We start from the raw sequence: 15263 nt of genomic DNA on the forward strand, positions 1-15263 counted from the left end.
ATCAATTTAACTTTGATAGTACAAGGAGAGTTTAATGGGAATTAATTTTAATGAATTTTTCAGAGAAGAGTTACCGATTAATGACATACAAAAAGCTATGGGAAATGGAGAAGTATCTTCAAAAGAGTTGGTAATGTATTACCTATCTAGAATAGCAAAGTATGACCAAGACGGCCCGAAAATAAATTCTATTCTTGAAATAAACCCTGACGCAATATTCATTGCTGAAGCATTAGATTATGAAAGAGTAACAAAAGGTGTTAGAGGACCCTTACATGGTATTCCTGTCTTTATTAAAGACAATATTGAAACAAATGATTCAATGCATACAAGTGCAGGAACAATTGCACTTGAGAATAATATTAGTGGTAAAGATGCATTTCTTGTTAAAAAACTCCGTAAAGCAGGCGCGGTTATCTTAGGTAAGACGAATATGACAGAATTAGCTAATGGGATGTCATTTGAAATGTGGGCTGGCTACAGTTCAAGAGGCGGACAAGTATTAAATCCATATGGGGATGCTAATCTTTATGTTGGTGGTTCAAGCTCAGGTTCAGCAGTGGCGGTTGCAACAAATTTTACTGTATTATCAGTAGGTACTGAGACAGATGCTTCTATTCTTAGTCCAGCAGTTACAAACTCGGTGGTCGGTATTAAACCTACTGTCGGTTTAGTTAGTCGCAGTGGGATTATTCCCTTTACATATTCTCAAGATACAGCAGGACCATTCGCAAGAACTGTTACAGACGCAGCAATTTTATTAGGAACTTTAGCTGGAGTTGATAAGGCTGATCCTGCTACACATAAAAATGAAGGAAGGTTACAACAGGATTATACAGTTTATTTAGATTCTATGGGTCTTAAGGATGCTAAAATTGGAGTATTCAACAAAGCCTCTAATGATTATTATGACTCTGAAGAGTACGATGAGGCATTGTTTAATAATGTCATTCAAACACTAAGAAACGAAGGCGCACAGGTCTTTGAAAATATAGAGATCCCTTCTTTTCATAGGGAATGGAGCTGGGGAGTGTCATTATATGAATTGAAACATAGCTTAGATAATTATCTTTCAAAATTACCATCAAATACACCTGTGCATTCTATTGCTGAATTAATTCAGTTTAACAAGAATATCGAAGAAAAAGCATTAAAGTACGGTCAAAATAAGTTGGAGCTAAGAGAAAGTTTCCCTAACACATTAAGAAATCCTGAATATTTGAATGCAAAATTAGAAGATTTGTATTTTTCCCAGGAACAGGGTATTGATTTTGCCTTAAAAAAGTATAATCTTGATGCGATACTTTTCCCTTCGTATATAGGTTCAACAATATGTGCAAAAGCTGGTTATCCTTCCATAGCTATACCTGCTGGATATATGAAAAGTGGAAGACCTTTTGGTGTCACTTTGGCAAGTACTGCTTTTAGCGAAGGGGTTTTAATAAAACTCGCTTTTGCCTTTGAGCAGGCTACAAAGCATCGTAGAAGCCCAAAAATAACATGTTGATATATACTATACTCTCTTTTTTAAATCATTTTTAATCAAAACTAAAGGGACAGATTAGTTGTTTAAGAAAAAAAGAATAGAAGAGAATTATAATAAAAGGAGCTATATCAGTGATAAAAGGTTTATATGAAGCACATTTACCAGTAAGTAATTTAAATCGTTCAATTGAATTTTATGAAGGACTTGGTTTGCAATTTGATCACAAGGTTGAAGACAGATTGGCTTTTCTATGGATTGAAAAAGATAAAAGTTGGTTGGGACTATGGGAAACAGATAAAGTAGAAGTTGAGTATCATCCATCAATAAGACATATTGCTTTTCAAGTAGCGTTAGAAGATTTAAAAAACTCAGTTGTTTGGCTTGAAAATAAAGGTTATAAGCCAAGAGAGGGTTTTGGGTTTGAACCTATTGAGCCTTTTGTAATGCCGCACGAAGAATATGCACACGCTAAAATTCATTTTAATGACCTAGACGGAAACAGTTTAGAATTAATTTGTAAACTAGAAAACCCGAAAAAAATTAAGCAACGTATGTATTTAAGTGAATGGGAACAAATAAATGAAATGTAGTTTGCATCTGAAATAATATTCGCAAAATACTTCAACTAACGGGTGCGTTAGCTAAAGATCGGAGCTGTCTTTAAGGCTGACTTTTTCTTTATTCAACTATCGTGTAGAGTGACAATAAAGTTGTTACATTTACAATAAATTCATTTAAGTTATATTATAGTTGTTTAAAAAAGTCGTTTGTTTATAATGGGGAAGTCTGATATAATGATTTGATAAATTTTTAAGGAGTTTTAGAGAGGGTGAGGCAATTGACTAAAAAACTTAGGCAATTGAAAAACGTTTCAGTGTTCCAAACGCTTCTAACTTAGAAAAAATAATTTAGAAGCGAGGAATAATTATATGAAAAATCAAAGAATCTTTAATAAATCATTTCTTTTTTTATTTATAAGCAACTTTTTAGTTTTTATAGGGTTTGAAATGTTGCTCCCTATTTTGCCAGCCTATTTGTTAAGTATGAATGCATCTTCCATTCAAGTAGGTTTAGTGACATCATTATTTACGATAGGCGCTGTTCTAATCAGACCTTTTGTAGGGTACTATTTAATTGATAACCAACGGAAAAGTCTAGCTATTAGTGCAAGTGCAGCTTTAATGATTATTACAATGCTGTATCCTTTTCTTAATATTATATGGCTTTTTCTATTGTTACGACTTTTCCATGGCGCAGCGTGGGGGGTATCAACCACAGCGAATAGTACAATAGTAGTCGACTTAATTCCTAAGACACGGTTAGGAGAAGGAATGGGGTATTTTTCTATTTCAACAACGGTCGGGGCTATCATTGCACCGAGTATAGGTATCCTTATCTATGACTCTTTTTCCTTCGATATTTTAATTTGGTCATCAGTAGTACTCAGCCTATTGGCAGTAATTGCGCTTCAATTTGTATATTCACCTACTACTGTAAAGCGTGAGAAGCAACCATTTCGATTTTTAGATATGATTTTTGAAAAAGACGTATGGTTCCCAGCTTTACTGACGGTTATTACAACACTTGGTTTTGGAGCGATTATTACATTTTTAGTTCTTTTTGGGAAACAAAAGGGATTAGATCATATTTTTCTATTCTTCCTTATCAATGCAACAGTAGCAACTTTACTACGTCCGTTTACCGGAAAATGGTATGACAAAAAAGGACCTTGGTCTATCATCATTATGTCAGCTGTGTTAGGATTTTTGTCACTTGTTATGCTGTCATATGCGACAAATGATCTTCATCTTATAATTGCTGCGATTTTATTTGGGGCAGGTTATGGAACTGTTATGCCATGTTTACAAACATGGACGGTTCAAAAGGTAAGTGAAGAAAAAAGTGGCGCAGCCAATGCAACCTTCTTTTCCAGTTTTGACGTTGGTGTTGGAGTAAGCTCCTTTGTATTAGGTATTTTAGCTGAATGGATTAGTTTAGAGATGATCTTCCGGGTTGTTAGTCTAAGTTTTATTGTTGTTGCTGTTTTAGTCTATAAGGATTTTTTAAATGTTAAGAAAAGGTATAAAAATATATAAATCGATCTAAAACAATCCACCTCTATTAACATAGAGGTGGATTGTTTTGCATAAAAAGTCGATTATAAACTACATAGGTGACAAGAAACATATATATGAATATTTATAAAAATGATGTAGACTTTCTTACTATAAGTTCAATAGGAAGGTTAATACTTACTGGATCAGACGTTCCATGTTCAATTATATTTAAAATAGTTTGAGCTGAAAGGACTCCTTTATTAAATACATTCTGGCTAATTGTCGTCAAACTGGGTATTGAATAACGACTAATTACTAGATCATCAAATCCAACGATAGAATAATCTTTTGGAACCTTCTTTCCATGTTCTAGTAGTGCTTTAATTATACCAACCGCTAAAATATCTGAAGTTGCAAAAATAGCTGTTGCCTTATCTCCTAATTCTAATAGCTTTAACCCCATTTGAAAGCCAACCTCATAAAAACTACCTGTACCATCAAATAATAGGTCCTCATTCAAAGAAAGATTAGCTTCCTGTAGTGCTTTAATATACCCACTAAGTCGTTTTTCATCTACTGAGATCGTTTTTAAATCGTGTCCCATAAAACTAATACGTTTATGACCCATACCAATTAAATGTTTTGTAGCAATATACCCGCCCAGTTCATCATCAATTCTTATATTAGGATAGTTTACTCCATGTTTTTCATAATTATCTATTAAAACAATCGGTATATCTAACGTTTTTATTTCGTTATAAACACTCTCAGGAAATAACCCTAAAAAAATGAGACCATCTAAATTTCGTTTTTGAATCCAATTTTTGAATTCAATAGGATTCATCATACCAGAGATGAAAAGGTCATAGTTATGGTTCTTAAAGACATACTCCATTCCACCCAAAATTTCAGTATAGTAATGGTTTTCTCTAAAAATAGGGGCAAGAGAATCATCAAATGTAGGAATTACGACACCTATAATATTTGATTTTTTCTTGGACAAGCTGATTGCAGTGAAATCAGGTTGATAATTAAGCTCTTTAATTGCTTTCAATACTTTTTCTTTTGTTTCTTCCGATGTTTTGTTTATACCGTTAACTATATTAGAAACGGTTGTACGTGATACGCCTGTATATGCTTTGCTACATCGCGAATAGTAACTTTTTTTCCATAATCCCTCCGTTGACCGGTTAACTTAATATAAATTATAAAGATAGGTTGGTTCTAATGCAACACAAAGAACTGGTTAGATTTAATTTTCTAAATAAATTTAATTTTCTCAATCTTTTCTTTACAAAAAAGTAATTAGATGTTAATTTTATTAAGAAATATTTTCAATACAAAAAAACAAGAAAGGTTAACCGGTTAACAAACAAAAAAGTAAATGGTGAGCCTGATAACAGATGGGGAAAGTTTGAGCCTCTTGTATCAAGTGAACCGGTCAACAAAAATGAAGTTAATGTTTTTAGCAAGATTTTGAAAGGGTGGATGGGAAACAATTATCCCCGGATGTCTATTAAGGTTTGCACATCGTAAGTAATTGAGTGTTAGTAGGATAACAGAAATTTATTATCCTAATTGGCATCCACCTAAAAAAATGGGAGGATAAAAGAAATGGAAAAGCACTATGACATCATTATAATCGGTACTGGTGCTGGTGGTGGGACTTTGGCTTACGCATTAAAAGAAAGCGGAATGAAAATTCTGATTTTAGAGCGTGGCGACTATCTGCCAGAGGAACCAGAAAATTGGAATACGAAAGCAGTATTCACAGAAAAACGCTATAAGACGAAGGAATACTGGTACGACGAACAGGGAAATCCTTTCTCGCCAGGAACTAATTATTGTGTGGGAGGTAATACAAAAGTTTATGGTGCTGTTATGTACCGATTACGAAAAGAAGACTTTAAGGAGATTAAACATGAGGGCGGTATTTCGCCAGCTTGGCCGATAGACTATGAAGACTTAGAACCTTACTATGCTCGTGCTGAAGAACTTTATCTTGTACATGGTAAATCAGGAGAAGATTTAACGGATCCACCGCGGTCTTCACCTTTTCCTTTTCCAGAAGTTCCTCATGAACCGACATTAGAAAAAATTGCAGCTAGGTTGAAGAAACAAGGTCTGAACCCTCTTCATCTTCCTATGGCTGTTGACTTACACGAGGGCGGGAAATGTATACGCTGTAAAACATGTGATGGATTCCCATGTAATATCCATGCGAAGGGCGATGCGGATGTGTGCTGTATACAGCCAGCACTTAAATCTCAGAATGTAACTATGATTACAAATGCTTATGCTCATCGAATTTTGACTGATGAAAGTGGAAGTCGTGCTACTGCAGTCGAATTTGAGAAGGATGGAAAAATTTATATAGCAGTGGCTGACACTATTGTGGCTTCATGTGGTGCTGTAAATTCAGCTGCTTTACTTTTACGTTCGGCGAATGCCAAGCATCCTGAAGGATTAGCAAACCAATCGGGCTTAGTTGGACGTAATTATATGATGCATATTAACACTGCGGTCATTGCTTTGGAGCCTAAGGAAAATCCGACTGTCTTCCAAAAAACATTTGCACTTAATGACTTTTACTTTGGTAGCTCTACTTTCCCTTACCCTATGGGAAATGTACAAATGCTTGGGAAACTGCAAGGATCTATGATGAAAGATAAAAAGCCGTTCATCCCTTACCCAATTCTGAACGGTGTTGCAAAGCGAAGTATAGATTTCTTACTTATGTCCGAAGATCTCCCAGATAATGAAAATCGCGTGACTTTAACCGAAGACGGTAAGATTCAGGTTCAATATAAAGTGAATAACCTGAATGCTCATAAAGAATTAATTAAAGAGACAAAAAAAATGCTTAAGAGGGCTGGATATCCAATCTTAGTGGCTCAGCCGATGGGGGGAATAGAAACAAATTCCCATCAGTGCGGTACGATTCGTTTTGGTAATGACCCTGCTACCTCAGTCCTTGATCAATACTGTCGAGCCCATACGGTTCAAAACTTATATGTCATGGATGCATCGTTTTTCCCATCATCAGCAGCACTTAATCCAGTTCTAACTATCGTTGCACAAGCGTTGCGTGTTGGGAATCATCTACTTAAGCAAAAGACCATATTACCAGCTGGTGAAAGTATGCATTTGTCAAAGTGAAATTGTAAAAATGGCCTGATTATGGAAATCAATGAAGGTTAAAACTAGATGCATTACTAAATGTACGAAAACTGAGTAAGGTATGTAATTAAAAGAAGGGAAGTGAGAAGAATGAGTGAATTATTGAAAGCGGATACATTAAAAACGAGTACAAGTTTGAATGACAGATCAAATAAGATAGGAGTAATGGAGAAAGTGAGCTTTGGATTAGGAGATATGGCTTCAAATTTTATTTGGGGCATGACCGCGAGTTATTTACTCTTTTTCTATACCAATGTTTATGGTATTTCAGCAGCAGCAGTTGGCACCTTGTTTTTAATTACAAGAATATGCGATGCCGTTGCTAATCCAGTGATGGGCATTATAGTTGATAGAACTAAAAGTAAACATGGAAAAGCCAGGCCTTATTTGCTTTACCTATCCATACCTCTTGGGGTTCTAAGTGTATTAACCTTTATTACACCAGATTTTTCAGATACCGGGAAACTAATATATGCATATATAACATATTTTTTACTAGGACTCTGTTATACAGCGGTCAATCTTCCTTATGGTTCAATGCTAACAATGATGACACAGGATAAGCATGAAAGGCAACAATTAGGTAGTTATCGTACGATGGGAATGGGGATGGGTGCTACTATTGTAGCTTTTTGTACCTTGCCATTAGTCAGCCTTTTCGGGAATGGAAATCAGCAGTTGGGGTTCCCAATTGTGATGGCCTTATATTCTATCCTTGGTACAATAATGTTTTTCCTTGTTTTTAAAAACTGTAAAGAACGATTTGCAGAGTATACAGAAATAGGAGATAAAGATGAAACTAGGAAACAAGTAATCAATATGTTTAAAAATAAACCTTGGATATTGCTTACTATTAGTTGTTTAATGCAATACTTAGGACTAGGAGCGGTGTCTGGTATCATTATCTATTATGCAGCGTATGTTCTAAACGTACCTGCAATGGCTACAATTTTATTGGTAGTGGTCAATGGAGGCAACTTCGTCGGTGGCCTAATTGCAAGCCCTATTTTAAAACGATTTGGTAATAGAAATGGAAATCTCATCGCCCTTGCCGGAGCTTTATTATCATTTATTCTTCTAATCTTTCTAGGTGAACAAACTATCCTTTTTACTATTTTGATGCTAATCACCTACATTTTAATGGGAGTGAGTTTTGCAGCGATCTATGCGATGTTGAGTGATACAGTTGATTATCAAGAGTGGAAATTTGGGAAGAAAAGTGAAAGTTTGCTATATTCTTCATATAGCTTCGCTACCTTATTCGGTATTGCGATAGGTTCTGCACTCGTAGGGTATGCATTAGGATGGGCGGGGTATGACCCAAACGCAGTTACGGATGGAGCTCGAAACGCCATCTCCATTATACTGTTTACTAGTGGCATTTTATTCACAGCACTTCAGATTCTTCCACTCCTGTTCTATAAGCTAGACAGATACCATGGACAAATTCTTAACGAGTTAAATGATAGAAGACCGTAATGGTGGAGCCTCCAAGCACTTTGTTATGAAAAAAAGATAACTGCTATGAGACAAGTTTAAGAAGGAATTGTCATGTGTGATAGTAGAGCTATTTATCTGAATATATTAAATTATATAAAAAATGTTCTTTACAAAAAATTATTAAAATGTTAGTTTTGTTAGTGAACCGGTCAACAAAGAAAAAAATTGATTCAATATGTTAAGTTGACCGGTCAACAAAAAACTAAATATAACAGGTAATCCTGATAAGAGTGATTCAATTTTGGGGTCTATCGTATAGGTGAACCGGTCAACAAAACGAGAAAAGGAGAAAAATTATGAGCAAATCAATCGATACCGTGAAAAATGAAGTCGAAAAATTGGGTAATGATGCAAGTAGTCGTAAGACATTAACAGGTAGTCAAATTATTGCGAAGGCTTTAAAAAATTATGGAGTTCCTTATGTTGCAGGTATTCCTGGTCACGGAAGCTGGACACTAATGGATGCTTTCCATCAGGAAGGCTGTGAAATTCCCTTTATCCAGATGATGCACGAGCAAAGTGCTGTTCATCTCGCAGACGGATATTACCGTGCTTCTGGAAAACCGATGGCTGCTATGACTTCCGTGGGTCCTGGTGCAGCAAATACGATAATTGGATTAGCCGCAGCCTATGCCGACTCGACAGCCACTCTTCTTCTTACTGGTGGGGTTGGAACCCATATGCGTGGTCACGGATGCATGCAGGAATTAGATCGTTACCACTCTAACGATTTTAATCGCGTCACTGAAGGAGTAACTAAGCGAAATTGGGAAGTCAGCCGAGTTGATGAGCTTCCGTTCATTATGCACCGTGCCTTTAACTCTATGATGAGTGGAAGACCAGGTCCCGTACATGTAGAAGTTCCAATGGACGTACAAGCTGAAAGTGCAGATGTTGAAATTCATGATCTTAAGAAAAGAATGCCGATGGGAAGACTTCGTCCTGACCCAGAGGCAATCGAAGCCGCAGCAAAATTACTGTTGTCCTCTGAACGACCAGTGATTGTTGTCGGAGGTGGCGCCATCACGGCAGAAGCTTCACCTGAATTGCGTCAACTGGCGGAAGTAGTTGGGGCAGCTGTAGTAACAACATGGAATGGAAAAAGTGCTATGCCTGAGGATCACCCTCTATTTGCAGGGGCAATTGGTCATACGGGAACAACTAGCGGCAATTTTCTAGCAGCGAATGCAGACGTAGTCATCTCAGTTGGTTGTCGATTCACGGATAGTTCTTCTTCAAGTTATGTAAAGGGAGTGACGTACTCTTTCCCTCCAGCCAAGCTCATTCACATTGATATTGATCCACAGGAGATTGGAAAGAACTATCCAACAGAAGTGGGAATTGTAGCCGATGCAAAGTTTGCCCTACAGGATCTGTTGGAGATCATAACGCCAGAGCAGGCAGAGGAAATGAATGAACGTCGCGGGAGTTATCATCTTGAGATTGAACAGAAAAAGGAAGAGTGGGAACAAAAGCTTGCTCCGCGCCGAGAGAGTGATAGCTCACCAATGACCCAACAACGTGTATTGGCTGAATTACGTAAAGTACTTCCTCGTGACGGAATTGTGGCTGCAGGTTCAGGGAATTGTGAAAGTGTAATTAAACAAGGATTTCCTTTATATGAGCCACGGACTTATATTCACTCAGGAAGCTGGTCACCAATGGGGTGGGCTGTTCCAGCGTCTCTCGGAGCAAAATTGGCAAAGCCAGATAAAAAAGTTGTATGTGTTGTTGGTGATGGGGATTTTATGCAGTCATTACCTGAGATTGCGGTGGCAGTGATGCACAATATTCCTGTAGTTTTCTTGATTTTAAACAACATGGGTTATATGTCTATTCGCGGTGGCCAGCGCAAACTGACCAATCGGCATATTGGAGCTGAATTTAGTTTGAAAAATGGAGAGCCGTACACACCAAATTTCTCTGAAGTAGCTAAAAATTTCGGACTTAAGTCTTGGAGAACAGAAACGCCAAATGAAGTGGCTAAAGCTCTCGCAGAAGCCTTAGAAACAGATGGACCTACATTAATAGAAGCAATGACTTCAAGGGATGCAGCAGGGCCGTTTACTCCAGGTTGGTGGGACTTCCCAGTGGCGGACTACATGGATAAAGAACGACGAGATGATTACGCGAAGCACCGATCTCTTCAGCAACATCTATAAGCAAAATTTGATTTTTTTGGGAGGGAAATCAAATGAATAGAAAAAAAGCATTGGTATTACATGGCGGATGGAAATGGCATTATCCAACCGAATTGGCTGACTTGACAGTTAATCGTTTGCTTGAGGGGTATGTGGTGGAGTGTACTGATGACTTAAGTATCCTGGAGTCAAATCGCTTACATGAGTTTGATGTAATTATTCCTATCTGGACTGCCGATGAACTCAGTATCATGCAAGAACAGGCGCTGGTTAAAGCTATCGAGCGAGGCGTGGGTCTAGTTGGTTGGCATGCATTAGCCGGGGCATTCGACAGTAGTCATCCCCATAAGTTCTTCAAGATGGTTTTGGGGGGGCATGTTCTCGGACATCCAGGTGATTTTATAGAGTATGAAGTTGATTTTCCAAAGGATGATCCTTTGACGGATGGACTTTCGAGCTTTAAGTTGTTCTCAGAACAGTACTATATGCATACGGATCCCGGTAATGATGTGATTGCGACAACAGTGATGGACGGGGATGAGTTTACTTGGTTGAAAGGCAACCAGATGCCAGTAGCATGGAAGAGACAATGGGGAAAAGGTCGAGTGTTTTATCACACATTGGGACATAGTACCAAGGAGTTTGAAATCCCCGAGGTAATGGAACTGACTATACGAGGAATCCGTTGGGCCACGAGGTAAACTAGTTATTTATGATAGAGAATAGGTAATTAATATAAAAATAATACTAAATGCACTTACTTTTTAAAACCAGTCACCTTAAGAACCTATAGAATATTGCAAAACATGAAATAAAAATATTGATCTTTAAGAGATGAATCTTGATAATTTCGATGATTCATCTCTTAAAGCAAAAGATATATTTAAAATGAACTTCCAATTTTGAATAAAAGTTGTTAAATCGAAAGGAGATAGAATAAGCTATGGCGATTACTTATCTAAAAAGTGCAGAACAGGCGTCTGAATCTGCTAGTCCAGAAATCAGTCAGACAGTTAAACAGATCCTGGAGGATATAAAAGAACAAGGCATCAAAGCGGTACGAAAATATTCGCAAAAGTTTGATATGTGGAACCCTGAATCGTTCCGTGTCGATGAAGAAATGATTGAGAAGGCAAGACGAGAAACGCCACCTGAATTGCGAGCTAGTATTGATTTTGCCCGTGAACAGGTAGATAACTTTGCTAGACGTCAACGATCCACAATAGGTAGCCTAGAGGTCGAAACTATGCCCGGCGTCACCCTTGGGCATAAGTTAGTCCCTGTAAATGCAGTCGGCTGTTATGTACCAGGTGGAAGATATCCTCTCATCTCATCTGCTATTATGACGATTACAACTGCAAAGGCGGCGGGTGTGTCACGCGTTATCGCATGCGCACCTCCAACCAGAGAAGGGGGCATTCATGCCCCACAACTTTACGCGATGGCAGCTGCTGGTGCGGATGAGATTTACTGCTTTGGCGGAGTTCAAGCACTTGCAGCAATGGCGTATGGTGTGGACGGTATCAAACCTGTAGATATGATCGTAGGCGCAGGCAATGCGTATGTGGCTGAGGCGAAACGACAACTATTCGGCCCGATAGGTATCGATTTACTAGCAGGTCCAACTGAAGCGTTGGTGATTGCTGATGAGAGCGCCGATGCTAGGCTTGTTGCAGCTGATTTATTGGGACAAGCTGAACATGGCCCCACGTCCCAGGTGGTATTGGTCACTGATTCGGAATTATTTGCACAGAAGGTTATCGAGGAAGTGGAACAGTGGTTGAAGACCTCTTGGCCTACTGCTGAAGTATCGGAGCAGGCATGGAAAAATCGAGGTGAAATTATTTTATGCGACAACCGGGAAGAAGTACTTCAAGTAGCTGATGAGATCGCCTCTGAACATGTTGAACTTCAGACGAGCGATAATAACTGGTATTTTAATCGACTAACCAACTATGGGTCACTATTTATTGGAGCACGGTCAACGGTTGCATATGGAGATAAAGCGATTGGGACTAACCATGTGTTGCCTACTGACGGCGCAGCTCGTTATACTGGCGGGTTATGGGTTGGAAAATTCCTAAAAACTCTGACGTACCAGAAAGTATCGGAAGAGGGAACAAGAGTAGTGGCTCCACATGTTGCAGCGATTTGTGATGCAGAACGGATGGAGGGTCATGCCATCACTGCACGTCTTCGCCTAGAGTATGAAGACAATTTGCTAAGTAAGAAATGAACTTGATGCAGAAATGTAGGAAGTCAATCTTGGTGTTTTGGTACTATGGACTCCTTCCCCTTCTTGGGGTATAAAAAGTCATTCTTCGGAAATTCACATGCGAGTAGTAGAAATAGATTGATTCCTGTACTTGGAAAGATGTTAACCTCTTGCTATTAACATAATCCTTAAGTCAATGGAGGTTTAAATGGAAACTAACATTTTATGTAATATTGACCGGGGAGTAGGTTGGTTAAAACTGAACCGTCCTCAGGCACTCAATGCTCTTACTGCAGAAATGGTAGAGAGTATGAAGACAACTTTAGATACGTGGAGAGCAGATCCAAAAGTGTCGTTAATCTGTATTTCAGGAGAAGGAACAAAAGGTTTGTGTGCTGGAGGAGATATGCGATTCTTCTATAATCAACGGAACGCTAACGTAGAAGTACATGCCCGCCGTTTCTTTACTACGGAATACCGGATGGATCTAATGATACATCAATACCCAAAACCAATTCTTGTTTATATGGATGGTATTGTTATGGGAGGTGGTGTAGGATTATCTGTCGGGGCAAGTGAAAGGATTGTTACAGAAAAAACAAAATGGGCCATGCCTGAAATGAATATCGGTTTCTTCCCTGATGTAGGCGCAAGTTACTTTCTGAATAAAATGCCTGGTCATGTAGGACGTTACCTTGCGCTAACTGGGGCAACTATAAAGTCTGCTGATGTAATTTATGTAGGAGCTGCGAATCGTTATATGGAAAGTACTCGTTGGGAGGAATTCATTTACGAGGTTCAAAATAAAAATTGGAATTTGGACGATGCAAGGAAACAAATTTGTGAGTTACTAGATTCCTTTTGTTCTCATCTAGTAGAAAAATCTCCTCTATCCGCCTTGCAATTAAAAATAGATAAACACTTTGCATATGAAACTTTGGAAGAAATTGTTGCTTCATTGGGTATGGCGGCTGATTCAGGAGACGATTGGGCATCTAAAACAAAATCTACAATCCAATCTAAATCTCCAACTTCATTGAAAGTAACTTTAAGCCAATTACAGAAGGGAAATAATCAGTCACTTACTTCATGTTTTAATATGGAGCTTAAATTAAGTATGAATTTTATGAAGAATCATGATTTCTATGAAGGAGTTCGTTCTGTGTTAGTTGAGAAGGATCGTAAACCACATTGGAGGCCAAATTCTTTAGCTGATGTAAGTAAAGAGGATATAGAGAGGCATTTTAATCATAATATTAATATTTCAAATTAAAAGGAATCTTCACTATGAAATGTGACTCTTAAAAGTAGAGAGTTAAACAACAACAAGTGGGCTTAAGGAAACAAGAGATGACTTCTGAGTTCATCAGGAGTCTTCTTTTTTAAAGGATGGGAGCACATTGATGTTATGACATTTAATAAAGGAGAATTGAGCATTATTTTGAAAGAAAAAAGATAATGAAAGGAGGAGAATTATGGGAGAATATTCAGAGTTTCGTATGCCTAACTCAGTTATATACGGTCAAAATTCTTTAACTCAGCTTGGGGAACAAGTTGTAGCTCATGGTAATAAAGTACTTTTGATAAGTGATCGTATAATGGAGAAAATAGGTCTTGTAAAAAAATGCGGAAAATATTTAGAAGGTTCAGATGTTTCTTATGTTTCATATTTGGATGTTAACACTGAACCGACGGATTTACATATCAATGAAGCACTTAATCTTTGCTTAAGAGAGCAATGTGATGTCATTGTGGCGGTAGGAGGAGGCAGTTGCATCGACGCTGCCAAAGCTGTAGCAGTAGTAGCAACCAATGGTGGATATATTGGTGATTATATGGGAGAGAATTCTACAATTAAGGAACAACCTATTCCTCTCATTGCAATTCCAACTACGGCTGGAACTGGTTCAGAAGTAACAAACGTAACAGTGATCACCAATACTAAGGAAGATATTAAAATGATGATTAAACATCCATCATTCCTTCCAAATGTAGCTATTGTGGATCCAATTCTTACAATTTCAACACCACCTCCAGTTACCGCCGCAACAGGAATTGATGCACTTTGCCATGCAATTGAAGCCTATATATCACGTTTATCACAACCATTAACAGAAAATTTTGCACTTTCGGCGATAGAAGCTATTTTGAATCATTTAAGAATAGCTTATGAAGACCGAGAGAATTTGGATGCAAGAGAAAAAATGGCAATTGCGTCTATGCAAGCTGGCCTTGCTTTTACTAATGCTTCCGTCACGCTAGTTCATGGGATGTCACGACCAATTGGAGCTTTATTTCACGTGCCACACGGTATTTCAAATGCCATGTTGCTTCCAGCAGTACTCGAATTTACTAAAGAATCTGCCATCGATGCATTAGCAACAATTGGTAGAGTTATATCTCCCGAATTGAAAACTTCGACAAATGAAGAGTTAGCAGATGTGACTATCAATAAGATTAAGCGGCTTTGTTACGATTTGAATATCCCGAATATGAAAAAGTGGGGAATCGATAAAAATAAATTTCAACAAGTAGTTCATAAGATGGCAACTGATGCTATAGCAAGTGGCAGTCCCGCAAATAACCCAAAAGTGCCATCTCACCAAGAAATAGTTGATCTATATTACTACTGTTTTGATTATGATTTTCAGGCCAACAAAAATACAATTAAATCATAAAAGTCT

11 protein-coding genes are annotated in these 15263 nt (G+C 37.9%); 10 read left to right on the forward strand and 1 reads right to left on the reverse strand.

Features of this window, described 5'->3' with window-relative positions:
- The first annotated feature begins 34 nt into the window (after positions 1-34).
- The 3 genes from JFU50_RS23470 to JFU50_RS23480 all read left to right on the forward strand — a co-directional run bounded on the left by JFU50_RS23470 (position 35) and on the right by JFU50_RS23480 (position 3582).
- On the forward strand, positions 35-1507 hold the full coding sequence (locus JFU50_RS23470) for an amidase family protein (RefSeq protein ID WP_201224366.1): 1473 nt from the start codon (positions 35-37) through the stop codon (positions 1505-1507).
- A 110-nt stretch (positions 1508-1617) separates the two neighbouring features.
- Positions 1618-2076, forward strand: a complete 459-nt coding sequence (locus JFU50_RS23475; RefSeq protein ID WP_201224367.1) for a VOC family protein — start codon at positions 1618-1620, stop codon at positions 2074-2076.
- 339 nt (positions 2077-2415) lie between these two features.
- Positions 2416-3582, forward strand: a complete 1167-nt coding sequence (locus JFU50_RS23480; protein ID WP_201224369.1) for an MFS transporter — start codon at positions 2416-2418, stop codon at positions 3580-3582.
- A gap of 103 nt (positions 3583-3685) precedes the next feature.
- Here the strand turns inward: JFU50_RS23480 and JFU50_RS23485 are convergent, their stop codons facing one another.
- A complete protein-coding gene (locus JFU50_RS23485; protein ID WP_242489092.1) occupies positions 3686-4597 on the reverse strand; it encodes a LacI family DNA-binding transcriptional regulator in 912 nt (303 codons plus the stop codon).
- A 560-nt stretch (positions 4598-5157) separates the two neighbouring features.
- Between JFU50_RS23485 and JFU50_RS23490 the strand changes: the two genes are divergently transcribed.
- The 7 genes from JFU50_RS23490 (at position 5158) to JFU50_RS23520 (ending at position 15257) form a co-directional block, all read left to right on the forward strand.
- On the forward strand, positions 5158-6702 hold the full coding sequence (locus tag JFU50_RS23490) for a GMC oxidoreductase (RefSeq protein WP_201224371.1): 1545 nt from the start codon (positions 5158-5160) through the stop codon (positions 6700-6702).
- A gap of 111 nt (positions 6703-6813) precedes the next feature.
- Positions 6814-8202 (forward strand): MFS transporter, encoded by a 1389-nt coding sequence (locus JFU50_RS23495; protein ID WP_201224373.1) that lies wholly within the window; start codon positions 6814-6816, stop codon positions 8200-8202.
- Between the two features lie 317 nt (positions 8203-8519).
- The gene (locus JFU50_RS23500) at positions 8520-10385 is read left to right on the forward strand and encodes a thiamine pyrophosphate-binding protein (RefSeq protein ID WP_201224375.1); all 1866 of its coding nucleotides are present in this window, start codon (positions 8520-8522) and stop codon (positions 10383-10385) included.
- A 32-nt stretch (positions 10386-10417) separates the two neighbouring features.
- Positions 10418-11065 carry a ThuA domain-containing protein gene (locus JFU50_RS23505; RefSeq protein WP_201224377.1) on the forward strand — a complete coding sequence of 216 codons (648 nt, stop codon included), beginning with the start codon at positions 10418-10420 and terminating at the stop codon, positions 11063-11065.
- 242 nt (positions 11066-11307) lie between these two features.
- Positions 11308-12600: a histidinol dehydrogenase gene (hisD, locus tag JFU50_RS23510; RefSeq protein ID WP_201224379.1), complete on the forward strand. Its 1293-nt coding sequence runs from the start codon at positions 11308-11310 to the stop codon at positions 12598-12600.
- A gap of 187 nt (positions 12601-12787) precedes the next feature.
- The gene (locus JFU50_RS23515) at positions 12788-13852 is read left to right on the forward strand and encodes an enoyl-CoA hydratase/isomerase family protein (RefSeq protein ID WP_201224381.1); all 1065 of its coding nucleotides are present in this window, start codon (positions 12788-12790) and stop codon (positions 13850-13852) included.
- 202 nt (positions 13853-14054) lie between these two features.
- Positions 14055-15257: an iron-containing alcohol dehydrogenase gene (locus JFU50_RS23520; RefSeq protein ID WP_201224383.1), complete on the forward strand. Its 1203-nt coding sequence runs from the start codon at positions 14055-14057 to the stop codon at positions 15255-15257.
- Positions 15258-15263: the final 6 nt, after the last annotated feature.

It is taken from the genome of Peribacillus sp. TH14, assembly GCF_016651145.1.
GTDB classification, from domain to species: Bacteria; Bacillota; Bacilli; order Bacillales; family DSM-1321; genus Peribacillus; species Peribacillus butanolivorans.